The organism is Rhizobium sp. PL01, from assembly GCF_033447125.1.
GTDB lineage: Bacteria > Pseudomonadota > Alphaproteobacteria > Rhizobiales > Rhizobiaceae > Pararhizobium.
The window spans coordinates 146,195-169,260 of record NZ_JAWQUM010000012.1; the positions used below are offsets into that span (position 1 = coordinate 146,195).

The window sequence follows — 23,066 nt, forward strand, 5'->3', positions numbered from 1 at the left end:
CGAATAGTGACGCCGAAGAATGGCCGATTATCCGCAAAATGAAAAGCGGCATCTTCTTTCCATCGAAAACGCACTGCGGCTTGGTTAATCAAGGAGAAAGACAATGTCAGACAACAGCAACAAGATCGCCATCGTCACTGGCGCCTCGCGTGGTATCGGTGCAGCCATCGCCGAACGGCTCGCCAGAGACGGTTTCACCGTTGTTATCAACTATTCCGGCGATGCTGCATCGGCTGAAGCACTGGCCAGGACGATCGAAGACAAGGGTGGCCGGGCACTGACTGCAAAAGCCGACGTCAGCGATGCGGAAGCGGTCCGCCGGATGTTCGACGCGGCAGAAGCGGCCTTCGGTGGCGTCGATGTACTCATCAACAATGCGGGCATCATGGCGCTTTCGCCACTTGCCGAAAGCTCTGACAGCCTGTTTGACCGCCAGATCGCCGTCAATCTGAAGGGCACCTTCAACACGCTGAGAGAAGCAGCAAAGCGTCTGCGCGACGGTGGCAGGATCGTCAATTTCTCCACCAGCGTCGTCGGCCTGAAGCTCGAGAACTATGGCGTCTATGCCGCCACCAAGGCCGCGGTCGAGACATTGACCGCCATTCTGTCGAAGGAACTGCGCGGCCGCTCCATCACCGTCAACGCGGTGGCGCCTGGCCCGACGGCCACGGATCTCTTCCTCAACGGCAAGAGCGACGAACTGATCGCCCGCATGGCGAAAATGAACCCGCTGGAACGCCTCGGCACCCCGCAAGACATCGCCGCCGCCGTCGCCTTCCTCACCGGCCCAGACGGTGCGTGGGTCAACGGCCAGGTGCTGCGTGCCAATGGCGGCATGATCTGAACGACGACGGAGGACACGCCGTCTGCTCCGTTCTCCCCCTATGCCGGTTTGGCGACAGCAACCCGGCATTCTTTCGTGATCGCTAACAGAAGCCAAATCTTAAAAGACACGCCGGCACCGGGTCACGTCTTTTCCGGGGTGACACGAGGTCCGAATGATGTAAGCTGCGGGCGAAAATAGCATTGCCTGTTTGATATAGCTGTGGCTTCAAAGGCTGGTACAGCCCGCGAACAATGCGCCTACCGACTTGAAATATTTACTGATTTTGAACGACTAGCGACTTGGTCATGCCCGTGCCCAGACTGCCTGAAATCACGTAAAGTCCGGCAAGCCTGACCATTTAAAAACACCTGGAAATGACCCGCGCACCCGCGTGGGATAACGTGTTTCATGCGCTTCAGGGGGCTTACAATGGTACGACACTGGCTTGTTCCGGCACTCTTGCTTTTCTCCACCACACTCTCCGCAGGCCCCTCTTTCGCACAGGAACAACCAAAGGCCGCAGTCACCGTGGCAAAGCCGGTGGTCCGTGATGTCGTCGATAGCGACGAGTTCATCGGCCGCTTCGAGGCCGTCGATGAAGTCACGCTGCGCTCGCGCGTCGGCGGCTATCTCGACCAGGTCAATTTCAAAGACGGCGCGATGGTCAAGAAGGGTGATCCGCTCTTCGTCATTGACCAGCGCCCCTTCAAGACAGCACTGGACGTGGCAACATCCGCGCTGGAAGTCGCGAAATCGACGCTGACCTTCGCGGAATCGGAATTCACCCGTACTGAAACACTCGTGCAAAAAGGCACACTTTCGGTCTCCGTCCTCGATGACCGCCGCCGCGAATTGCAGTCGGGCCAGGCCAATCTGCGCGGCGCCGAGGCAAGCCTTGCCCGGGCGAAGCTCGACATGGAATATACCACGATCTTTGCCCCGCTCAGTGGCCGTATCGACCGGCGGCTGATCTCTGTCGGCAACCTCGTTCAGCCTGACCAGACGGCGCTGACAACAATCGTCTCGCTCGACCCGATCGATTTCTATTTCGACGTCGATGAACGCCGCGTGCTGAACTATGCCCGGGTCGCCCGCGAACATGGCAGCAACCTGCAGGAAGGCGGTGGCGCGCTGGAAGTGTCGGTGACCATCGCAGACAGCACCGAAAAACCCTTCAAGGGCAAGCTTGACTTTGCCGAGAACCGCGTCGATCGGGAAACCGGCACGATGCGGGTGCGCGCCCGTTTCGACAACCCTAAATTCGTCCTGCAACCCGGCCTTTTCGGCCGCGTCGAAGTCAACGCGTCCAACACCTACAAGGGTATCCTCGTTCCAGATGAAGCGATCGGCGCTGATCAGGACCAGCGGGTCGTTTATGTGGTTGCCGACGATGGAAGCTTCTCGACCAAACCGGTTCGACTTGGACCGAGGCTCTATGGGTATCGCGTCATCCGCGAGGGCCTCACCGGCGATGAAACCCTCGTCGTCAATGGCTTGACACGATTGCGGCCCGGCGTGATCGTCGATCCCAAGCTGGTTGTCCTGCCGCCTGAAGCCGCCGGGACGACGGAGAGCGGCCAATGAGATTTGCCCATTTCTTCGTGGACAGGCCGATCTTTGCGTCGGTCCTGTCGATCGTGCTCCTGATTGTCGGCGGCATCTCCTATTTCCAGTTGCCCGTCGCTCAGTATCCAGAAATTGCGCCACCAACCATCGTCATCCGCACCGCCTATCCGGGTGCCGATGCCGAGACCATCGCCGACACGGTTTCAACCCCACTCGAACAGGAAATCAACGGCGTCGAGGACATGCTCTACATGTCCTCCTACTCGACGGCCGACGGCTCGATGGCGCTGACTGTCACGTTCAAGCTTGGTACCGACCTCGACAAGGCACAGGTGCTGGTCCAGAATCGCGTGTCTATCGCCGAACCGCGCTTGCCGGAAGAAGTTCGCCGCATCGGCATCACGACCGCGAAAAGCTCGCCCGATCTGATGATGGTCGTCCACCTCATCTCGCCGAACGACCGCTACGACCAACTTTATGTCTCCAACTATGCCCGCAGTCGCGCCCGCGACCAGCTGGTCCGGCTTGAGGGCGTCGGCGACGTCATCCTGTTCGGCGAGCGTGAATATGCGCTGCGCATCTGGCTCGATCCAGAAAAGCTCGCCTCCTACGGCATGACGTCAGGCGATGTGGTGCAGTCGCTGCGCGACCAGAACGTCCAGGTCTCCGGCGGCTCGATCGGTGGACCGCCGAACGCGGGCACCAATGCTTTCCAGTACACGGTGACGACCCAGGGCCGTTTCAGCGATCCCCGCCAGTTCCGCTACGTCATCGTCAAATCGACGGCAAGCGGCCGGCTTGTGACGCTGCAAGACGTCGCCCGGATCGAACTCGGCGCGAAGGACTATGTCACCAACAGCTACCTGAACGGCAAGGCTGCCGTCGCCATGGGTATCTTCTCCCGCCCAGGCACCAATGCGCTCGAAGCTGCCGAACAGATCAAGGCGACGATGGAAAACCTGAAGAAGGATTTCCCTCCGGGTCTCGAATACACCATCGTCTACAACCCCACTGAATTCATCTCGGAATCGATCAACGAGGTCTACAAGACCATCCTTGAAGCCGCCATTCTGGTTGCCATCGTGGTGCTGGTTTTCCTGCAATCCTGGCGCACGGCGCTTATCCCGATCATTGCCATTCCGGTGTCACTGATCGGCTGCTTCGCGTTCCTGCTCGCCTTCGGTTTCTCGCTCAATATGCTTACGCTGTTCGGGCTGGTGCTGGCGATCGGTATCGTCGTCGATGATGCCATTGTCGTGGTCGAAAACGTCGAGCGAAATCTGGCCAAGGGCATGACGCCCAAACAGGCGGCGCATGTGACGATGGATGAGGTCGGCACCGCCGTCATTGCCATCTCACTGGTGCTGATCGCAGTCTTCGTGCCGACGGCCTTCATTCCCGGCATTTCCGGACAGTTCTATCTTCAGTTTGCCGTGACGATTTCTGTCGCGACGGCGATTTCGGCGCTGAACTCTCTCACGCTTTCGCCTGCGCTCGCAGCCCTCATCCTGCGCCCGCATCAGGAACATCACGAGACGCGCAATCCGTTTACACGCGCCGCTCGGGGTTTGGCCAACGGCTTCAACAACGGCTTCGACAAGATGACCCACGGTTATTCGTGGATCGTCCATCATCTGGTCTCGACCAAGGTCGCGCTGGGCGCAACCCTGCTCGTCTTTTGCGGATTGCTGGCAGGCACCTGGTACATGGCGCAGATCGTGCCACGCGGCTTCGTGCCAACCATGGACCAGGGTTATGCGATCGTCGTGGTACAATTGCCCGACGGCGCTTCGCTTTCCCGCACAGATGCCGTCGTCCAGAGGGCGACCGAACTGATCCGCAAAGTGCCCGGCATCAGCGGGGCGGTGTCCTTCGCCGGTTTCAACGGCGCGACCTTTACCAATGCCTCGAATTCCGGCGTTATCTTCACGCCGTTCGCGAGTTTCGAGGAGCGCCTGAAACACGGTCAGAGCGCCAGCCAGATCATCGGCCAGCTCTACGGTACGATGCAACAGATCCAGGAGGCGTTCATCATCGCCGTGCCGCCACCGTCCATTCGCGGCATTGGCAATTCGGGTGGCTTCAAGATGCAGATCGTCGATCGGGAGAGCTCCGACATGCGCCGCGCACTTGGTCTTGCCTATCAGATGATGGGTGCTGCCAACCAGACGGAAGGGCTGACCGGGGTCTTCACCACCTTCTCCGCCTCCAGCCCGCAATATTTCCTGGCGATCGACCGCGACAAGGCGCGGGCACTGAGCGTGCCCATCCCCAATATCTTCGAGACGCTGTCGATCAACCTCGGCACGTCCTATGTCAACGACTTCAACGCTTTCGGCCGAGTCTACCAGGTGCGGGCGCAGGCCGACCAGCAATTCCGGCTGGAGCGGGAGGATATTCTCGACCTGAAGGTACGCTCCGCTACCGGCGCGCTGGTGCCGCTCGGAACGCTCGTCGATATCCGCGATACCACTGGCCCCTCGCTCGTTCAGCGCTACAACATGTATGTCTCGGTCCCAATCCAGGGCAACCCGGCGCCCGGCGTATCGACCGGCACTGCGCTCGACAAGATGGAAGGCCTCGCAGCAAAAATCCTGCCGCCCGGTACCTCGTTCGAGTGGACAGACCTCGCCTTCCAGGAGCGCAACACCGGCAACACGGCGATCTTCATCTTCGCCCTCTCGGTGATTTTCGTGTTCCTGGCGCTGTCGGCCCAGTATGAAAGCTGGATCCTGCCGCTGGCAATCATTCTCGTCGTACCGATGGCTGTACTGGCGGCGCTGATCGGTGTTCATCTGAGGGGGCAGGACAATAACATCCTGACCCAGATCGGGCTGATCGTTCTCATCGGCCTCGCGGCGAAGAACGCCATCCTGATCGTTGAGTTTGCCCGTCAGGCCCAGGATGACGGCATGAACCCGGTGAATGCCGCGATCGAAGCCAGCCGCCTTCGTTTGCGCCCGATCCTGATGACGGCCTTTGCCTTCATTCTCGGCGTCGTACCGCTGATGATTGCCACGGGCCCGGGCGCTGAAATGCGCCAGTCGCTCGGCACCGCAGTCTTCTCCGGCATGCTCGGCGTCACCATCCTCGGCCTGTTTCTGACCCCGGTCTTCTACGTCGCGCTGCGCTCTTTCGGCTACAAGCCAAAGGAAAAACCGATCCCGCCTGAATCCGGCATGATTTGATGAGCAAAAGGCCGGGCAGTCACTCCCCGGCCTTTTTGTTTGTTGGCAATTTGCTTTGGGAGAACCCGCCTACCGCTCCGGGGTAATCAGCTTCACGGTCGGAAAATAGGTCCGGTAACGCGCTGTATCCCTCGTCAGCAGTTCCAACCGGTCAACCGCCGCATGCGCACCGATAAAAAAGTCCGGCAGGACGCCCGCGCGCGATCCGCCGGCCTTGCGATATTTATGGAAAACCTTGCCGGCGAGAAACAGTCCGGCTCGCGGCATCGCCGCGATCTCAATTCCCGCTTCGGACAGAAACCCATCCAGCCGCTCGATCCGCTCATAGCGCACCGCAAGCTCGGCATAGACGACATCGTTGATCAGAAGCGGCCCGCGCAGCGTAGCGGCCTCTAGCTGTTGGATCGACCAGTCCGACCAGTTCGGATCATCCGTCACAACATCGAGCAGCACATTGGTATCAATCAGCGTCACTCGTCACCGCGCGTCAGCGCCATGATGGCATCGGTGCTCAGGCCTTTTCCGGCATGACCGCGCAGCTTGCTGAAGCGGCTGGCGGGGCGTTTTTCGTCGGCACGCGTCAGCACGACGCTTCCGTCGGCAGCACGCTGAAAATCCACCCGGGTTCCCGGCACGATACCGAGAAAATCCCGCACCGGCTTCGGAATGGTCACTTGCCCCTTGGTCGTCACTGTCGCGCTCATTTTAAACCTCGGTAAGGAATGATTTTACCAAGGTATTACATCAGGTGGTCGACTTCAAGATGCGGAGGCTTTCCAGCAGAGCATCATCGCCTGCCATCAGCCTTCAAAGCCCGTTCCATCTGGGTCGAATCTCCCCATGTCGACAGCCAGATCAGGGTGTCCGTCGCCATCGAAATGACGCCCCGCAATGCCCTGAGTGCAGCGTTGCGGGCGACCAGCTGTTGCTCCGCATGCTGGAGATGGGCGATCTCCTCATCGCGAATGGAGAGAATGACGGCACTCAGCTCGGGGTCACGCCCTTCCAGAATATGCAATTGATCATCGAGATTCCGATGCACCGCCGCTTCGACGGCTGCCGTACAGGCCCATATGCCCTGCCGGCCGAGAAGCGCCGTGAGGAACCCGAGCATCCAGCCGCCGTAACTCCAGAAGTGCATGACACGGCATGGCCGCGATTTGCGGGCCGGCATCGCCTCGTGGAACAGCACGCAATGACGCCGCTCGTCGTCGAGCATTTCGGACAGAGCCGGAACGCAATCCGGCCAGAACCAGCGAGATACCAGAATCTGCGCCGAGTAGATCCGGATTGCCCCGAACTCGCCGGCATGGTTCACTCGGACGATGCGTGCGATCGTCAGCGCATCGCGTGCAGAGAGTATCCTGTTGGCATCAGCCTGCGGCATCGGCGCTCCTGAATTCCGCCGGTCGATCCGATACCGTCCTTGGGAACTTGCGGATTGTTTAACAGGAGTGTCTTATCGAACCGCTCATTATCGCCAAGCTACGGTGAAATCGATGCTTAGCGATCCGCCGGGAGCAGGCGCTCGACCAATGCCCGGACTTTCTCCGATGTCGGCGGCGCCTCGTCGAAAAGGATGCGGTACATGATCGGCGCGACGACCTGATCTATCACCGTTTCCACCTCCGGAAACTCATCGCCACGGTCACGCGCCCGCTCGGCGATGACCTGCACCTGTTCGCGCGTGTAACCGCAGCATTTTCCGGCATTGCGGCCGCCCGATGCGTCACCGGAAAGCACATCGCGGATCATGGCCCGGCCTGGCCCGGACGCCATCTCGTCTGCATATTGCTCGGCCCATTGCGTGAGATCCGTGCGCACCGATCCGGTATCCTTGGGCGGTGCATCAGGTCGAAGGCGCTCCACGGCAACATCGGCAAGCAGTTCCTGCAGGTCGCCCCAGCGCCGATAGATCGTCGACGGCGTAACGCCGGCCTCAGTGGCAATCAGCGGGATCGTCACATCGCTCCGGTCCATCGTCGACAAAAGGCTGCGCACAGCCTCGTGCACCGAGGCCTGCACGCGAGCGCTGCGCCCGCCCGGCCTGATATTTTCGCGCATGTTCATCGGCGCCATCTCCGCTTTCTGCTAGTCGCGCAATCACTAAAGCAATTAAATTGCTTTTAGTCCAATGTCGCGCTACAAGAGTTAACGCAATATTTTAGCTTTTAGGGACAATAGCGCCATGTCGAGCAAAAGTGAAATTCTTTCCGGTGGCCTTTCCCCTGCCAAGCGGCGCTGGGCCTTGGGCTTTCACGCGACGACGCTAATCACCTTCCTTGCCGCATCGGCGGCGCCGACACCCCTCTATCACCTCTACCAGGAGAGCTGGCATTTCTCGCCGATCCTGCTCACTTTCATTTTCAGCGTTTATGCCTTCAGCCTGCTCACCACGCTATTGATCGCCGGTTCGCTGTCCGATCATATCGGCCGCCGTCCCGTCATTTTCGCCGCCATCCTGTTTCAGGCAGCCTCCATGCTGCTCTTCATGCTCGCCGACAGCCCCACCTGGCTTATCGCCGCGCGTATCGTGCAGGGCATCGCTACGGGTGCTGCCAGCGGCGCCACCGGCGCAGCGCTAGTCGACGCCAACAAGACAACAGGACCGATCGTCAACAGCATCTCGCCACTGCTCGGCATGGCCGTCGGTGCGCTGGGTGCAGGCGCGCTCGTTCAGTTTGCCCCCGATCCGATGCGTCTCGTCTATCTCATGATTTTCGCAGCCCTGCTCTTGCAGGCAGTCTTTGTGTGGAGCGTTCCCGAAACCGCCGTGTCCAAACCCGGTGCGCTGGCATCGCTGCGTCCGCATGTCGGCGTGCCGCCGCAGGTCCGCCCGTCGCTGATGGCGATTACGCCGATCAATATCTCGATCTGGTCGCTCGGCGGCTTCTATCTCTCGTTGATGCCATCGCTCGTGGGGGCTGCCACAGGCAATCATTCCCCGATGACCGGCGGGCTGACTGTCGCGGCCCTCACCCTCAGCGGCGCACTCGCGGTCTACTTCCGCCGCCAGAATCCGGCCCGCACCAACCTGACGCTCGGTGTTTTCACCATGATGGCCGGCCTGCTGATCGTCCTCGCCGGCGTCCATACCGGCCTTGTGGCACTGCTGTTTTCCGGAACGATCATTGCTGGAACCGGATTCGGCTCCTGCTTTCTCGGCGCCGTCAGCACCATCATGCCATTGGCCAAACCAGAAGAACGCGCCGGACTGCTTTCTGCCTATTACGTCCAGAGCTATCTCGCCTTCAGCATTCCGGCCATCCTCGCCGGTTTCCTCTCGCGTGCCGTCGGGCTCGCCATGACGGCGGATATCTATGTCTGCGTCATCATCCTTTTGACGTCCGGTGGCTATGCCGCGATGTCGCGTGCCCGGGCGCAGCCGGCCGAGTGACCGGCATGCCCGGTCAGCGCCTGCCGACCGCCGCCTGAGCGCGAAAAGCGTCGCCGAACACCAGCATCGTCGGCACGCCCCGGGCCTGAGCTGCCTCAAGCGACGGCTTCAACGCCTCGAAGCTTTCCAGCCGCTCCGCATGCCAGCCGTAGGCGCGGCCGATAGCGATGAAATCCGGTGTGTGCAAATCGACGCCGAGCGGCGGAATATTCTTGGCGACCATGTAGGATTTGATCTCGCCGTAGCCGCCATTATCGTGCAGCATCAGGATGACCGGTGCCTTCGCCTCCATCGCCGAGGCCAATTCAGCCAGCGAAAACTGCAGACCGCCGTCGCCCGCCAGCACCACCACCGGTCTCTCCGGCCGCCCAACCTTGGCGCCGATACCTGCGGGCAACCCGTATCCAAGCGTGCCGTAACCGGTTGCCGAGTTGAAATAGGAGCCCGGCGATGCCGCCTCATAGGCCGTATTGCCGGCATAGACGAGTTGGGTCGAATCCCCGGCGATCAGCACATCCGGCAATGTGTCGCGGATCGTTTCAAGGATGATTAGGTCGTCCAGCATCGCCGCCGGAACGTCACGGTGGACAAATGTTTCGACTTCCGCCGCGCGCGCAGCACCATCGCGCGCATGCTCGGACACCAGATCCAACAAACCAGCCGCGCATGCCGCCGCATCGCCGACGATGCCGATCGCGGGGATACGCGTGCGCATCAACTGCGCCGGGTCGATATCGACGCGAATGAAGGCGCCGGGGATGGAAAAGAAACCGTCCTCGTACATGTCATAGTCCGTCGGCCCGAGTTCCGTGCCGATACCCAGCACCACATCGGCGCGCTCGATCAGCGCACGGGTCGCCGGCATGCTCGCGGAAAGATTGACCGCCAGCGTATGCCCCGGCGGCAGGATGCCCCGGCCATTGGTGGTCATGACAACAGGCGCATCAAGCCGTTCCGCCAGCGCCCGGATTTGCTCGGCCGCACCGATAGCACCGCCGCCGGCCAGAATGAGCGGTGCCTTCGCCTGATCCAGCAGCACCGCCGCAGCTTTCAATGCGTTTGCATCTCCGGCCGGGCGCGACAACCGGATAGGCTTTTCCGGAACTTCCAAATGCTCCGCTGACGCCAGCATCACGTTGATCGGCAATTCGATATGCACCGGCCGCGGCCGGGCGCTGTCGAAAATGGCGAAAGCCCGCGCCAAGGCTGGCGCCAGGTCCTCCGGCCGGTTGACGGTGCAGCTGAAAGCGGAAACGCCGCTCACCAGCGCCTGCTGGTTGGGCAGTTCATGCAGCCATCCATCGCCCGATCCCATACGCCCGTGGGCATTGACAGTCGAGATCACCAGCATCGGAATGCTGTCGCCATAGGCCTGACCCATGGCTGTAACGATGTTGGTCATTCCTGGCCCGGTGATGATGAAGCAGACGCCCGGCTTGCCGGTCGCCCGCGCAAAACCGTCTGCCATGAAACCCGCCCCCTGCTCGTGCCGTGGTGTCACGTGCCGGATCGCACTGCCCGCCAGCCCACGATAGAGCTCGACCGTATGCACGCCCGGAATGCCGAAGACGGTATCGACGCCATAGGATGTAAGCAGTTTCGTCAGATACATGCCGGTGGAGATCATGCGGGTATTCCTTGTCTCATTCATTGCTATACAATTGTACAATTCAACCGCGCGCAAGGTCTGCGTCGGTTGATCTCAGGATTTGCGGGAAAGTTTGAAGGTGACGGCGGTCTTCACCAGGATGACCGTGATGACGATGACAATCAGGATCACCGAGATCGCCGCGATGGCTGGATCGATATTGTCGCGCAAGCCCATCCACATCATCCGCGGCAAGGTGACGGCATCGACGCTGGTGATGAACAGCGTTACGCCGATCTCTTCCCAGGACAGCACGAACGAAAGGAAGAAGGCGGTGAAAATACCAAACTTGATGTTCGGCAAGATGACCTTGAACACTCGCTGGCTGACGGACGCACCAAAACCGCGTGCCGCCAGATCGATCCGCCGGTCCACTTGCGCCAGGGCAACTGTCACCATCACGACCGCGAACGGCGCAATCATCACCGAATGAGCGATGGCGACGCCCACCCATGTGTCATAGGCGACGATATCGTTGACCTTGGACAGTGTCGTCAGGAAGAAATACAGCGTGATCGCCGACACAACCGGCGGCGCCACCATCGGCAAAAGCACGAAGCCGAACAGCAAACTGCCGAACCACGGCCGGAACATCCAGATGCCGAGGCTGAACATCAGCGCCAACAGCGTCGCGATCACCGAACTCAGGATGCCGATGCGCAGACTGAGCCAGATGCTCTGTAGCCAGGCCGGATTGTCGAGCAGCGCCTGATAATGCCGGAGCGACCAGACATCGGTTGGCATCGACAGGAAGCGTGCCGGGGTGAACGAGACCGGCACGACGGCGATCAGCGGCAAAAGCAGGAACAGAGCCACCGCAAAGGCAAAGAAAACGGCAATCGGCGTGGGCTTCATCGACATCGGCTCAACCCAGCATCTTGTTTGGGCGCACCAGCCGCAGCATCAGGATCAGAAGTACGCCGACAATGAGCATAAGGATGACGCTGATGGCTGCGCCCAGCCCCCAGTCCGGGCTCTGGAAAAGCCGCAGATAGATCAGTTCGGCGATCATGACACTGCGGCCGCCACCAAGGATCGCCGGCGTGATGAAGAAGCCAAGCGCGAAGACGAAGACCATCAGCCCCGCCCCGAGAATACCCGGCAGCGTCATCGGCACGAAGATCGACCAGAAGATTCGTAGCCGCGAGGCACCCATGCCGCGGGCGGCCAGAAACACGCGCTCGTCCAGGCTGCGCATCGCCGAGGCGATCGGAAACACCGCGAACGGAATGAGAAAATGCATCATGCCCAGCACGACACCGAACTCGTTGCGCACCATGGTCAGCGGCTCGGCAATGATGCCCGCCGCTTGCAGCCAGGTGTTGATCAACCCGCGATTGGACAGAAGCGCCACCCAACCGAAAGCGCGGGTCAAAACCGAAATCCAGAAAGGGATGAGAATGCAAAGCTCTGTGACCAGCCTTTGCGCCGGCGTGCCCCGCACCCAGACATAGGCAATCGCATAGGCGGCCACGACCGCGCACACAGTAACAATCAGACAGATGCGAAACGTGCGGAAAAACACCGACTGGATCAATGGATCGGTGACTGCCTTACCATATTGCCCAAATCCGGGTTCCGGCAGGGTGACACTCCACTGCATGACGCCAAGAAACGGCACGAGATAGGCAAGGCCGAGAAACAGTACGAGAGGTCCGAGAAGGAGCGCCGGTTTCAACATGTCGGATTTCATTTCGGCTCTCCTTTCCAAAATTACCCTCCCCCGAGCCTCGCAAGCAGGGAGAAGGGACGATAGGGCGTGCCGCCTGTCCCTTCTCCCCGTCAACAGGGAGAAGGTGCCCGAAGGGCGGATGAGGGGCTTTTCCTGTGAAGCCCTAAGCCGAAATGATCTTCGTATATTCGTCCAGAGCCGGGCCGTAGTTGGTCTCGTACCAGGCCATGTCGAGGGCGATCTGCTTTGACATATTGGCTGGGTCGACGGGGCTGAGACGCGCCTGTTCCGGGGACAGCAGCGCATCCGCGGCCGGGTTGGCCGGACCCTGGCCCAGCATCTCGAACATGATGACCTGCTTCTTCGGATCCTGCGCGGAGGCAATGAACTTCATTGCCGTGTCCTTGCCACCCGGGTTGCCTTTGATCACGCCCATGGCGCCGGGCGAAATCAGACCCTGGTCCCAGATGAACTTGATGGAACCGCCCGAATCCTTTTCGATCAGGCCAGCGCGGGTCGACCAGATCAGTGCCATCGAAGCCTCGCCGTTCAAGAGAACCGACTGGCTTTCGGCGCCACCACCCCAGTAGGAGACGACATTGTCCTTGAAGGCTGCGATCTTCTTGTGGGCGCGCTCGAGGTCGAGCGGATAGAGCTTTGCCGGTTCGACGCCATCCGCGAGCAACGCTGCTTCCCACATGCCCGCGCCCCATTTGTAGAGCGAGCGCTTGCCGGGGAATTTCTCAACATCGAAGAAGTCGGCCATGCCGGTCGGCACTTTGTCGCCGAATTTCGAGGCGTCATAGGCGATGATGTAGGAGAAGAAGTAGGTCGAGGCCGAGAACTCCCAGCCAAAGCCCGGACGCATCTTGGTCTTGTCGACGATCGCATAGTCGATCGGCTCCATCATGCCCTTCTTGCCAAGCGCCTCGGCCGAGAAGGGATCGATATCGACGATATCCCAGGCGGGCTTGCCGCTGGTGAATTGCGCCTGAACCGCACCTTCCGTCGGACCGGAGCCGTCCTCTTTCACAGTGATCCCGGCTTCTTCCTTGAAGGGTGCACCATAGGCCTTGTCATAGGCCGGGCCGGCATCGCCACCCCAGTTGACGAAGACAAGCTGGCCTTCCGCCGCCCAGCCGCGCGTTGCGCCCAGCGCAATCGGGCTGACGGAGAGAAACAGCGCCGCCAGTTGTGTGAATCTACGACGGGACATGCCGCCGTTAGCCAATATTTCGCTCATGCCGTTCTCCTCTGGTTTTTGCGGCGCGCCTTTATCGGCGTCGCTCGTGTCATGCACGTCAAAGCACTTACAGAAAGAAACCCTGGTTGGCGGGCCAGCCGGCCCAGACCTGCCGCCCCGGCTGAAAGGCGCCTTTCACCTCGCGCGTCGGCATCTGCAAAACGAGATCGATACCGCCCTGCGTCTTCAAGCCAAAACGCGTTTCGGCGCCAAGATAGGTGATCTCGCCAATCTCTGCCTTCAGCATATTACCCTCGCTGGGCGCCTGCTCGAACATCACCATATGCTCCGGACGGATGGCGAAATGCTCGCTCACGGCCTGGCCCGGCGCAGAGATTCGCATGGTACGACCTTCGAACAGACCCTCCGCGCCATCCGCCGTCGGTTTCACTCCGGAAAGCGACAGGAAATTCACGTCGCCGAGAAATTCCGCCACGAACCGGTTGGCCGGGCGCTCATAAACATCCTTTGGCGTGCCGATCTGCTGCAATTGCCCGTGATTGAAAATGCCGATGCGGGTCGAGAGCGCCAGAGCTTCCGACTGATCGTGGGTGACAAACACGAAGGTCGTCCCGGTCTCCTGATGCAGCCTGCGCACCTCCTCCTGCATCGAAGAACGCAGGTTCTTGTCGAGCGCTGAAAAGGGTTCGTCGAGCAGCAGTACGGAGGGTTCGAACACCAGTGCGCGAGCCAGCGCCACACGCTGCTGCTGGCCGCCAGACAATCCGGCTGGCCGCTTCTTTTCATGCCCGCGCAGACCGACACGGTCGATGATGGTGTCAACGCTGCGCTTAATGTCAGCGTCGGCGCGGCGCTGCACCTGCAACGGAAAAGCGATGTTCTGCTCGACCGTCATATGCGGAAAAAGCGCATAGCCCTGAAACACCATGCCGAAGGCGCGTTTCTCGGCGGGCACGCCGATAATGTCGGCGCCATTCTTCCGCAGGGTTCCGAATGTCGGCGTCTCGAAGCCGGCGAGGATCATCAGGAAGGTGCTTTTGCCGGAGCCGGAAGGGCCGAGAAGCGTCAGGAATTCACCGGAGCCGATCGTCAGCGAGATGTCGCGCAAAGCATGGAAATCACCATAGGCCTTGCCTATTCCGTTTGCTGTGATTTCGGCTGCCTCGTGTCCGCTTCGCATAGACGCTCCTTTGCAACGGGGAAATCGTATGAGTGTTTTAGCAACAGAACAAACGAAATCTTTTCGCCGGATAGACAAATATAATTTGCCAAATCCTGCCCGCTCCGCGGGCCTTTCGCTCGAATCGTCTAGGCGTCTGCGTCATTTTTAAGCATCTCCGCCCGCAGCCATGAACTGAACGCGATGACGGCCTGGTTGTCGGCCTTGGCATCCGATGTCACCAGATAGTAAGAGCGGCTGGAATTGATGCTGATGTCGAAGGGCTGCACCAGCTGACCGCTGTTCATCGCATGCCGGCAGGTAAATCGGTCGCCGACAGCAACGCCTTGTCCCGAAAGGGTCGCGGCGAAAACGAGGTTCATGTCGGAAAAGATGATGCCGGTCGAGGCATAGCTCTGGTCGACCCCCGCCAGCGCCAGCCATGTCTCCCAGTCCTCATAGTCGCCCAGATGCAACAGGCACATCTTCTTGATGTCGTTCGGGCCATTGAGACCGCCGATCTTGTTGAGCAAGGCCGGGCTGCACAGCGGCGCAAACTCTACTTCGATGATCAGCTCAACCTGCATCGACGGCCAGTTTCCAGTTCCAAAGGCAATGAAGACATCGACATCCGGATTGCTGATATCGTCGAGCCTGCGCGGCGTGACGATCGAAATCCGCACATCCGGATAGGCATCGCGAAAGTGCGAGATATAGTTGCACAGCCAGTTGGAGGCAAAGCCAGGCGGGCAGCTGACCGTGATCGAGCCACTGACGCCACGGCTGGCGTGGCGCGAGGCGGAACCGGCAATGGCATTCAGCGCCTGGCGGATATCAGCGGCATAACCAAGCCCCTGTTCCGTCAGTTCGATACGCGTTCCCACGCGATTGAAGATCTGGAAGCCGAGCTCCCGCTCCAGCAATCGCAGCTGATGGCTGATGGCGCTGCGCGTCAGGTTTAGCTCGTCCGCCGCCTTCCAGACCGTGCCATGGCGTGCAAAGCTCTCCAGCGCACGCAAAGCCTGTGTCGACGGAATTCTCTGCATCGGCTTTCTCCTGATCCGAGTGAAAAGCTAGTCCGGATTTTAAGCATTGGCGAACTTAATTTGTCGAAGGCGGGAAAACATTTCACTTTTTCAAAAAACCGATCGGCGCTTAACTGATCGCAGCACCTCAGCCGATCTCTCCAGCGAAACGAAGCCCCGTGCCGATATCCGCCGCCCAGACCTCAGCCCTGGCCTATGTCGATAACATCCGTGCCGACCTGTCGGACTGGACGGCCCGGATTTTTGCGTTCGGCGAAACAGCCTGGCGCGAATACGAATCCGCCGCCTGGTATGTCGACCTGCTGCGCAAGCAGGGCTTTTCCGTCGAAGAAGGCTCTGCCGGCATGCCGACAGCCTTCTGCGCCGAATGGAGCAACGGCTCCGGCCCCGTCATTGGAATGTACGGCGAATACGACGCCGTGCCGGGCAATTGCCAAGCGGCAACCACCCGCCGGGAACCCCGCGACGGCTTGAGCTACGAGGCCGGAGGCCATACCGACCCGCACTCCGCGCTCGGCATCGGCTCGCTCGGCGGCCTGCTCGCCACCAAGACGGCGATGGAGCGGCACGGGATCAAGGGCACGCTGCGCTTCACCGGCGAACCCGCTGAAAAAGTCCGCGGCTCCAAGCCGGTCCATGCGGCCAAGGGCTATTATGACGGCCTGGACGGCATGTTCTCGTTCCATCCGTTCTACATGCTGCCAATGTGCAACACGGTGCGCTGGGATACCCACTGCGGCGCTGCGTATTCGATGATCTACCGCTTCGTCTGCGACCAACCGGAAGCCTGGGGTCGCAGCGATGACGCGCCGATCCCGCAATCGCATTCCGCGGTGCGCGCACCCGGTGCCAACGACGCGCTGATGACCATGTATATGGCGTCCAAGGCTTTGCGGGACTCGATGCTGACCCATCAGGGCGGCTGGTCGATCAGCGAGGCGATCCTGACCGCAGGACAGGCGACCGCCGACAATCTGCCGGCCGGCCTTGCCGAAATCCAGTACATGATCCGCGTGCCGACAATTGCCATGGCCGAGCAAGTGACCTCGGTTCTCGACCGCAATGCTGCAGCGGCCGCGGCTATGACCGGCTGCCGCTACGAACGCCACTGGGTTTCGAAATCCCGGCCGGGCCTTGCCAATCATGCGATGGCCAATCTCGTCTGGGATGCGCTTCAAGCCGTCGGCCCACCGAGATGGGATGCGGCCGCAAAGACTGTCGCTCGCGAAATCCAGACCAATCTCGGCGTCGAGGCGATGGTGCAACCCTTCATCGACGAGATGGAAAAGCTGATCGCCCCGCAGGAGGCCGAAGCGATCCTGCGCCGCGACCTCGCCCCCTCGCAGCTCAACTCGACATCCGACGATTACACCGACATGAGCTGGCACGCCCCGACCGCCCGCTTCTACGTCGCCCGCCCGGCGCTCAAAGCCCCTGCCGGTTATACCTATCCCGTCTGGGTATCGAATGCGCTCGGCGGCATTCCGGCGACCATCGATCCGACGGTGCTCTGCGCTGCCAAGACAATCGCGATATCCGCCATTCGCCTGCTCGAAGACGAGACCCTACGCACAGCCGCCAAACGCGAATTCATCGATCGCACCGGTGGCGGCATTGGCGGTTCCAAATGGATCCCGCCGCTTTGCGATTACAACCCACCCATCGATTTCCGCTGGCCCGAATATGTGACCACTGCCCGCGGCCGCGACTGGTGGATCCCCAAACAATCAAACCCGGAGGCATGATCATGCAGTTCAACGAGCCCTTTTCGCTCCAGCGCCGCAACCCTAAGGGTGGCACTGCGCCCCTCCCCCGCTGGGGCTTCAAGAACGAGACCGATCCGCTGACCGACGTGCTGCTCGGTTCGCCGGCGCATCTCAGGCACCTGTCCACCAGTTCCCTCTCGCGAAAACATCTGCGCGAAGCGCCTTGCAACATCCAGGTGGCGCAGTCGCAGCACAAGGAACTGGTCTCAGCCTACGAGCATTTCGGCGTGAAAATCCATTGGCACGAGCCGACACCGGAACTGCCGATGCAGGTGTACTCGCGCGATTCCAGCGTCATGACGCCCTATGGCGCCATCATCACCGCCATGGCCAACTGGTGGCGGCGCGGCGAAAACTATGCCGCCATCCGCACTTATGAAAAGCTCGGCATCCCGATCTACGACATGGTGACGGCGGGCACATTCGAAGGCGGCGATTTCAATGTCATCGAGGATGGCGTCGTCCTGATCGGCTGCGGTGGCGCCCGCACGCAGGAGGAAGGCGCCCGCCAGGTCGAGGACTGGTTCAAAAAGGAAGGCTGGGAAACCCGCCTTGCCTTCATCGACGAATATTACGTCCATATCGACCTGATGGTCGTGCCGATTGCGCCGAAGCTGACAGCGGTTTGCCTTGCCTGCACCGAACCGGGCATCGTCGACTGGTTGAAGGCCAAAGGCCATGAAATCATCGACGTGCCTTTTCAGGACACGATGGCGCTCGGCTGCAACTTCATGTCGCTCGGCAAGGATCGCGTCATTGCCCCAACATCGTCAAAGACTCTGATCGAAAACCTCCGCGCCCGCGGCTTCGAAGTCGCCGCAATCGACATGAGCGAAATCTCCAAGACCGGCGGCGGTATCCATTGCATGGCGCAGGCTCTGGTCAGGGAAGCGGCGTAAGCTTTTCTCGGATGAAACTTATCCGCCCTATCGGACACCTTCTCCCCGCAAGCGGGGAGAAGGAAACGCGGTAAGCTCTGTCGCCCCTCTCCAGAAGCGCGGATGAGGGGCTTTCTCCGCTCCCTCCAAACCCGCTAAGGTTCCCGGCGAATCGAAAAGCATCCGGACCCAGCATGACAGACCTCAACAGACGCTTTCCCTGCATCCCCGACATGGAAAAGGCCGCAGCGCGGCGCATGCCGGGATTTGTGCATGACTATCTGATCGGCGGCCTTGGCCGGGAAAGCGGTGTCCGGCGTAATGTGCAAAGTTTCGACCCGATCGAGTTGATGCCGCGCTATCTGTCGGAAGCCCCCTCCCCGGATATGAGCATCACCCTGTTTGGAAAACGTTTCGATGCGCCGTTCGGTGTGGCTCCGCTTGGTCTTGCCGGCCTGCTCTGGCCCGGCTGCGAAGTACCGCTGGCTGAGGCGGCCAAGGCTCACAATATCCCGCATGTGCTGTCGACCTTTGCAAACCGGTCGATGGAGACGATTGGCCCGATCACCGGCGACAACGGCTGGTTCCAGTTCTACCCGCCCAACGATCCGGCCATGGAAGCCGACATGCTCGCCCGTGCGGCCCGCGCCGGCTATCAGACGCTGGTGCTGACCGTCGATATCCCCGCCCCCACCCGTCGCGAGCGCGACATCCGCAACGGCCTGTCCGTTCCGCCAGTCCTTGATCTCAAGACCATGTTCCAGATCGCCACCCATCCGCAGTGGGCAAGCCATGTGCTTCGTCACGGCATTCCGGATTTCGAAAACCTGTCGCCCTATTATCCGAAAGGCTCGTCACTGAAGCAGTCGGCGGAATTCGTCGGCCGCGTCATGACTGGTCATCTTGGTGCAGAGCGCGTTCGCCGCATCCGCGATGCCTGGCAGGGCAAGCTGCTGATCAAGGGCGTGCTCGACGTTTCGGAAGCGCAGGCGTACCTGGCAATGGGTGCGGACGGCCTGATCGTCTCCAATCACGGCGGCCGCCAGCTCGATGCTGCACCGACCGCTGTGTCCGTCCTGCCCGCCATCCGCCGAGCGCTAGGTCCCGATATATTGATCGCCGCCGATGGCGGTGTCCGCTCGGGCCTCGACGTCGCCCGCCTACTGGCGCTCGGCGCCGATTTCGTTCTCATCGGCCGTCCCTTCATCTTTGCCAGCGCCGCAATGGGTGCTACCGGCGGCAATCACCTGATGACCATCCTCAAAGCCGAACTGTCGGGCGCAATGGCCCAGCTCGGCTGCCGGACGGTCGCCGAGCTACCGTCCTTCCTCTACGCACCCAATCAGGGTTGAAGCGGAGACTAGAACCATGACCGTTATCGACGAGCTGATCGAAGCCCTTGGCACAGACGTGGTTCTCACCGGCGACGCCATCGGCGGCCGCTACCGCAGCGATGCCAGCGGCACCGGCAAGTCCCTGCCGCTTGCTGTGCTTCGCCCTGCGAGCACCGAACAGGTTTCGCTCGCGCTCGCCATCTGCGATCGCCACCACCAACCCGTCGTGCCACAGGGCGGCCTCACCGGTCTTGCCGGTGGCGCCAATGCGCGCGCTGGCGACATCGCGATTTCGCTGGAACGTATGTCGGGCGTCGAGGACATCGATACGGCAGCCGGCACCTTGACCGTTCTGGCCGGCACACCGCTGGAAGTCGCGCAACTGGTGGCGGAAACCGCCGGCTTCCTGCTGCCGATCGATCTCGGCGCCCGCGGCTCCTGTCAGATCGGCGGCAATATCTCGACCAATGCCGGGGGTATTCGCGTTATCCGCCATGGCGTCACCCGCGACAACGTGCTGGGCCTCGAAGCCGTGCTGGCCGATGGCACGGTGCTGACCTCACTCAACCGGATGACCAAGAACAATACTGGCTATGATCTGCGCCAGCTGTTCATCGGCTCGGAAGGCACGCTCGGCCTCGTCACCCGTGCGGTCTTGCGCCTGCGTCCCCTGCCCGCCGCCCGGCTGACGGCGCTCTGCGCCATCGAGAGCTATGACCACGTTGTCGCCTTACTCAAATCTGCACAGCGCGAACTGTCCGGCCTGTCCGCGTTCGAAGCGATGTGGGAAAGCTATTTCCGCTTCAACTCCGAGGCGCTGAACCTGACTTTCTTCGACAAGGCCTATCGGTTCACCATCATTATCGAACAGGATGTCAACGGCAGCGATGAGGACAAGGAACGTTTCGAAACCTTCCTCGGTAAGGCCTTCGAAGACGGTCTCGTCACCGATGCGCTGATTGCTCAATCGGAAAAGGAGGCGCGCGCCTTCTGGTCGGTGCGTGAGGGCCACATGATGGATCAATTGTTGCCCGGCCTGATCAATCTCGATGTCAGCCTGCCGGTGGGGCAACTCGATGATTTCGCTGGAGAATGCGAGCGCGACCTGCTCGGCCGCTTTCCTTCCGCCCACGTTTCCTTCTTCGGCCATGTCGGCGACAGCAATCTGCATGTGGCCATCGGCATCGAAAAGGCCAGTGAACACGACCTGCACGAAGTCGATGCCATAGCCTATGATCTCGTCCGCAAATATAAAGGCTCGATTTCCGCCGAACATGGCATCGGCACCCTCAAACGCGATTTCCTCGATCATTCCCGCAGCGAGGCAGAGATCGGCGTCATGCGCCGGATCAAGGCGGCACTGGATCCAAACGGCATCATGAACCCCGGAAAGGTTATCCCGCCGCGATAGTGGTCGGAGAAACCACAGCACAGTCGGCCAGCACATGATCCCGGCGAAGGCCGGGATCATGGAGGAACACGATGTCGGCACAGGCCAACAACGAAATCCGGGAAAGTCCGGCGGTGCGCTACCGCCGGGTTTTATCCAGTTTCACCCCAGAAACCGCTTGATCGCCTCGACCTCGTTCGGGCGGATATCATGCCCTCCGGTATGCCATTCCGTTTCGACGCTTGCATTTTGTGCGGCAAAATAGTCGGCAAGAGCTTGCGTCAACGGCGCCGGGCAGATCGGGTCACGCTGGCCAGCGGTGATCAGAATTTTTTTGCCCGCAAGCGCCGCATTATCCTTCGGCTTGAAGGGAATGAGCGGATGCAGAAGGATTGCCTTGTCGAACAGGTTCGTCTCGATCAGCAGGTTGGCAAGAATGTTGGCGCCGTTGGAAAAGCCAAGGCCGATGATTTCGGATGCCTTGTGCTCGGTCGCCAGCCTCTTCACGAACTCGGCCATCTTGCCGGTGGCACGGGCAAGGTCGGCCATATCGTAGACACCTTCGCCGGTGCGGCGGAAGAAGCGCGCCGCTCCCTGCTCGGACACATCGCCGCGCGGCGAGACGATCGTCGCATCCGGAAGAATATCGCCGCCAAAATCGAAGAATTGCCGCTCGTCGCCACCTGTTCCATGAAAAACGAAGAAGATCGGGTTTCCGGGCGCACTGGCTTTCAACCGGTGCACATAGCCATAATCAGTCATTGTCTGTCTCCCTTAGCCTTCCAGCTTTGCCAGGTGTTGCTCGAGGATCGGCCGCAGATGCTTATGCTGCTGTGGCAGTTTCAGTGCTTCGCCCAAATGCGCTGTGTCCTCGTCGCGGTCGAAGCCCGGTTCGTTGGTGGCGATTTCAAACAGTACGCCGCCCGGTGTGCGGAAATAGATTGCCCAGAAATAGTCCCGGTCGATCACCGGAGTGACATGGTAACCGGTGTCCATGAGGGCCTTGCGCACTTCGAGCTGCTTTTCCCGGCTCTCGACCGAGAAAGCGACATGGTGCACCGAGCCCGCGCCCTGCTGGCCGCGCTGAATATTCGGCATGGTTTCAAGATCAATCAAACCCGCACCATTGCCCCCGGGCACGATCAGCCGGGTGACGCCATCCTTGGCATCGACCGTCTCGTAGCCCATGAATTTCAAAAGTTCGGCGGTCGCCCCTTCGTCACGGAGACGCATGGCGACCGAGTGGAAACCACGGATCGCATGATCCTCGGAAACACCGTTGGTTGTCCAGACCGGGCGATCGTCGTCGCGGACTTCCACCAGTGCAAAACCATCACCATCCGGGCCTGCAAAGTTCAGGCGCTTTTCGCCAAAGGTCTCTTCCGCCCTGAGCCCCGAAACGCCGCGCGTGGACAAGCGGTCGCTCCAGAAACCGAGCGCGCCTTCGGGAACAGAAAACACCGTGGTTCCGACTTCGCCGGTTCCCGGACGGCCTGGCCCCATGTCCGGAAACGGGAAATAGGTCATGACAGTACCGGGCGCACCGGTCTCGTCGCCGTAATAGAGGTGATAGACATCAGGCGAGTCGAAGTTAACGGTCTTCTTGACCCGGCGCAGGCCGAGCGTGTCGGTGAAAAACTGGTTGTTGGTACGCGCGTCTGCAGCCATCGAGGTGACGTGGTGCAGCCCCTTGATCTGGGTAAGCATGATCGGATCCCTTTCTGCCCGAGCCGGGCTTCGTGTCGCCGATATAGATGTGCCTATTCGGCCTGCGGCGATAGACGCGCGAGGCTGGACGCATTGTCTTCGTTTGCTGAACAGTGGAAATTATTGTTCAATAAGCCGCCCAGTTATTACGCCCTGGATTTTCATCTCACGCGCAGGATCAGTGAAGGTGTGCAGAATTATGGAAGATGCTTGCCGGCTCGTCGAGCGCGTGCGAAGAATAAAGAAGTACAATCTAAAGGGTTATCGCGCGCCCCGAGAAAAACT

General features: G+C 60.6%; 20 protein-coding genes. 8 read left to right on the plus strand and 12 right to left on the minus strand.

Annotated features, from left to right (window positions below):
• The first annotated feature begins 103 nt into the window (after positions 1 to 103).
• From R6X40_RS25310 to R6X40_RS25320, 3 genes are all read left to right on the plus strand, one after another.
• Positions 104 to 844: an SDR family oxidoreductase gene (locus R6X40_RS25310; protein WP_318417202.1), complete on the plus strand. Its 741-nt coding sequence runs from the start codon at positions 104 to 106 to the stop codon at positions 842 to 844.
• 411 nt (positions 845 to 1,255) lie between these two features.
• Entirely contained in the window at positions 1,256 to 2,410 is a 1,155-nt protein-coding gene (locus tag R6X40_RS25315; protein WP_318417204.1) for an efflux RND transporter periplasmic adaptor subunit, read from the plus strand.
• A complete protein-coding gene (locus R6X40_RS25320) occupies positions 2,407 to 5,580 on the plus strand; it encodes a multidrug efflux RND transporter permease subunit (protein WP_318417206.1) in 3,174 nt (1,057 codons plus the stop codon). Before R6X40_RS25315 ends, R6X40_RS25320 begins: the two co-directional genes overlap by 4 nt.
• A 69-nt stretch (positions 5,581 to 5,649) precedes the next feature.
• Here the strand turns inward: R6X40_RS25320 and R6X40_RS25325 are convergent, their stop codons facing one another.
• The 4 genes from R6X40_RS25325 to R6X40_RS25340 all read right to left on the minus strand — a co-directional run bounded on the left by R6X40_RS25325 (position 5,650) and on the right by R6X40_RS25340 (position 7,650).
• Positions 5,650 to 6,054 (minus strand): type II toxin-antitoxin system VapC family toxin, encoded by a 405-nt coding sequence (locus tag R6X40_RS25325; protein WP_318417207.1) that lies wholly within the window; start codon positions 6,052 to 6,054, stop codon positions 5,650 to 5,652.
• Complete coding sequence (locus R6X40_RS25330; RefSeq protein WP_113242576.1) at positions 6,051 to 6,284, minus strand: AbrB/MazE/SpoVT family DNA-binding domain-containing protein; 234 nt, start codon at positions 6,282 to 6,284, stop codon at positions 6,051 to 6,053. Before R6X40_RS25330 ends, R6X40_RS25325 begins: the two co-directional genes overlap by 4 nt.
• Before the next feature lie 83 nt (positions 6,285 to 6,367).
• Complete coding sequence (locus tag R6X40_RS25335; RefSeq protein WP_318417210.1) at positions 6,368 to 6,967, minus strand: demethoxyubiquinone hydroxylase family protein; 600 nt, start codon at positions 6,965 to 6,967, stop codon at positions 6,368 to 6,370.
• 116 nt (positions 6,968 to 7,083) lie between these two features.
• Entirely contained in the window at positions 7,084 to 7,650 is a 567-nt protein-coding gene (locus tag R6X40_RS25340) for a TetR/AcrR family transcriptional regulator (RefSeq protein ID WP_318417212.1), read from the minus strand.
• Between the two features lie 118 nt (positions 7,651 to 7,768).
• Here R6X40_RS25340 and R6X40_RS25345 point away from each other — a divergent pair, with 118 nt between their 5' ends.
• Positions 7,769 to 8,977, plus strand: a complete 1,209-nt coding sequence (locus R6X40_RS25345) for an MFS transporter (RefSeq protein ID WP_318417214.1) — start codon at positions 7,769 to 7,771, stop codon at positions 8,975 to 8,977.
• Positions 8,978 to 8,990: 13 nt separating this feature from the next.
• Here R6X40_RS25345 and R6X40_RS25350 read toward each other — a convergent pair whose 3' ends face one another.
• The 6 genes from R6X40_RS25350 to R6X40_RS25375 form a co-directional block, all read right to left on the minus strand.
• Entirely contained in the window at positions 8,991 to 10,604 is a 1,614-nt protein-coding gene (locus R6X40_RS25350) for a 5-guanidino-2-oxopentanoate decarboxylase (protein ID WP_318417216.1), read from the minus strand.
• Positions 10,605 to 10,679: 75 nt separating this feature from the next.
• Positions 10,680 to 11,486: an ABC transporter permease gene (locus R6X40_RS25355; RefSeq protein ID WP_318417218.1), complete on the minus strand. Its 807-nt coding sequence runs from the start codon at positions 11,484 to 11,486 to the stop codon at positions 10,680 to 10,682.
• A gap of 4 nt (positions 11,487 to 11,490) precedes the next feature.
• Positions 11,491 to 12,318, minus strand: coding sequence for an ABC transporter permease (locus R6X40_RS25360; RefSeq protein ID WP_318417220.1), 828 nt, complete (start codon positions 12,316 to 12,318; stop codon positions 11,491 to 11,493).
• A 142-nt stretch (positions 12,319 to 12,460) separates the two neighbouring features.
• Entirely contained in the window at positions 12,461 to 13,540 is a 1,080-nt protein-coding gene (locus R6X40_RS25365) for an ABC transporter substrate-binding protein (protein ID WP_318417222.1), read from the minus strand.
• Between the two features lie 67 nt (positions 13,541 to 13,607).
• Positions 13,608 to 14,681, minus strand: a complete 1,074-nt coding sequence (locus R6X40_RS25370; RefSeq protein WP_318417224.1) for an ABC transporter ATP-binding protein — start codon at positions 14,679 to 14,681, stop codon at positions 13,608 to 13,610.
• Between the two features lie 128 nt (positions 14,682 to 14,809).
• Positions 14,810 to 15,706 carry a LysR substrate-binding domain-containing protein gene (locus R6X40_RS25375; protein ID WP_318417226.1) on the minus strand — a complete coding sequence of 299 codons (897 nt, stop codon included), beginning with the start codon at positions 15,704 to 15,706 and terminating at the stop codon, positions 14,810 to 14,812.
• A 158-nt stretch (positions 15,707 to 15,864) separates the two neighbouring features.
• Between R6X40_RS25375 and R6X40_RS25380 the strand changes: the two genes are divergently transcribed.
• The 4 genes from R6X40_RS25380 (at position 15,865) to R6X40_RS25395 (ending at position 21,095) form a co-directional block, all read left to right on the plus strand.
• A complete protein-coding gene (locus R6X40_RS25380; RefSeq protein WP_412178457.1) occupies positions 15,865 to 17,451 on the plus strand; it encodes an amidohydrolase in 1,587 nt (528 codons plus the stop codon).
• 2 nt (positions 17,452 to 17,453) lie between these two features.
• Positions 17,454 to 18,371 carry a dimethylarginine dimethylaminohydrolase family protein gene (locus tag R6X40_RS25385; protein ID WP_318417228.1) on the plus strand — a complete coding sequence of 306 codons (918 nt, stop codon included), beginning with the start codon at positions 17,454 to 17,456 and terminating at the stop codon, positions 18,369 to 18,371.
• Between the two features lie 173 nt (positions 18,372 to 18,544).
• Positions 18,545 to 19,702, plus strand: a complete 1,158-nt coding sequence (locus tag R6X40_RS25390) for an alpha-hydroxy acid oxidase (protein WP_318417229.1) — start codon at positions 18,545 to 18,547, stop codon at positions 19,700 to 19,702.
• Between the two features lie 16 nt (positions 19,703 to 19,718).
• Complete coding sequence (locus R6X40_RS25395) at positions 19,719 to 21,095, plus strand: FAD-binding oxidoreductase (RefSeq protein WP_318417231.1); 1,377 nt, start codon at positions 19,719 to 19,721, stop codon at positions 21,093 to 21,095.
• Between the two features lie 141 nt (positions 21,096 to 21,236).
• Here R6X40_RS25395 and R6X40_RS25400 read toward each other — a convergent pair whose 3' ends face one another.
• The gene (locus tag R6X40_RS25400; RefSeq protein WP_318417233.1) at positions 21,237 to 21,836 is read right to left on the minus strand and encodes an alpha/beta hydrolase; all 600 of its coding nucleotides are present in this window, start codon (positions 21,834 to 21,836) and stop codon (positions 21,237 to 21,239) included.
• Between the two features lie 12 nt (positions 21,837 to 21,848).
• Positions 21,849 to 22,781, minus strand: coding sequence for a VOC family protein (locus tag R6X40_RS25405; RefSeq protein WP_318417235.1), 933 nt, complete (start codon positions 22,779 to 22,781; stop codon positions 21,849 to 21,851).
• Positions 22,782 to 23,066: the final 285 nt, after the last annotated feature.

Coding starts and splice junctions, on each gene's coding strand:
- R6X40_RS25310 (WP_318417202.1), top strand. CDS start 104: ATGTCAGACAACAGCAACAAGATCGCCATCGTCACTGGCGCCTCGCGT.
- R6X40_RS25315 (WP_318417204.1), top strand. CDS start 1,256: ATGGTACGACACTGGCTTGTTCCGGCACTCTTGCTTTTCTCCACCACA.
- R6X40_RS25320 (WP_318417206.1), top strand. CDS start 2,407: ATGAGATTTGCCCATTTCTTCGTGGACAGGCCGATCTTTGCGTCGGTC.
- R6X40_RS25330 (WP_113242576.1), bottom strand. CDS start 6,284: ATGAGCGCGACAGTGACGACCAAGGGGCAAGTGACCATTCCGAAGCCG.
- R6X40_RS25335 (WP_318417210.1), bottom strand. CDS start 6,967: ATGCCGCAGGCTGATGCCAACAGGATACTCTCTGCACGCGATGCGCTG.
- R6X40_RS25340 (WP_318417212.1), bottom strand. CDS start 7,650: ATGAACATGCGCGAAAATATCAGGCCGGGCGGGCGCAGCGCTCGCGTG.
- R6X40_RS25345 (WP_318417214.1), top strand. CDS start 7,769: ATGTCGAGCAAAAGTGAAATTCTTTCCGGTGGCCTTTCCCCTGCCAAG.
- R6X40_RS25350 (WP_318417216.1), bottom strand. CDS start 10,604: ATGATCTCCACCGGCATGTATCTGACGAAACTGCTTACATCCTATGGC.
- R6X40_RS25355 (WP_318417218.1), bottom strand. CDS start 11,486: ATGTCGATGAAGCCCACGCCGATTGCCGTTTTCTTTGCCTTTGCGGTG.
- R6X40_RS25360 (WP_318417220.1), bottom strand. CDS start 12,318: ATGAAATCCGACATGTTGAAACCGGCGCTCCTTCTCGGACCTCTCGTA.
- R6X40_RS25365 (WP_318417222.1), bottom strand. CDS start 13,540: ATGAGCGAAATATTGGCTAACGGCGGCATGTCCCGTCGTAGATTCACA.
- R6X40_RS25370 (WP_318417224.1), bottom strand. CDS start 14,681: ATGCGAAGCGGACACGAGGCAGCCGAAATCACAGCAAACGGAATAGGC.
- R6X40_RS25375 (WP_318417226.1), bottom strand. CDS start 15,706: ATGCAGAGAATTCCGTCGACACAGGCTTTGCGTGCGCTGGAGAGCTTT.
- R6X40_RS25385 (WP_318417228.1), top strand. CDS start 17,454: ATGCAGTTCAACGAGCCCTTTTCGCTCCAGCGCCGCAACCCTAAGGGT.
- R6X40_RS25390 (WP_318417229.1), top strand. CDS start 18,545: ATGACAGACCTCAACAGACGCTTTCCCTGCATCCCCGACATGGAAAAG.
- R6X40_RS25395 (WP_318417231.1), top strand. CDS start 19,719: ATGACCGTTATCGACGAGCTGATCGAAGCCCTTGGCACAGACGTGGTT.
- R6X40_RS25400 (WP_318417233.1), bottom strand. CDS start 21,836: ATGACTGATTATGGCTATGTGCACCGGTTGAAAGCCAGTGCGCCCGGA.
- R6X40_RS25405 (WP_318417235.1), bottom strand. CDS start 22,781: ATGCTTACCCAGATCAAGGGGCTGCACCACGTCACCTCGATGGCTGCA.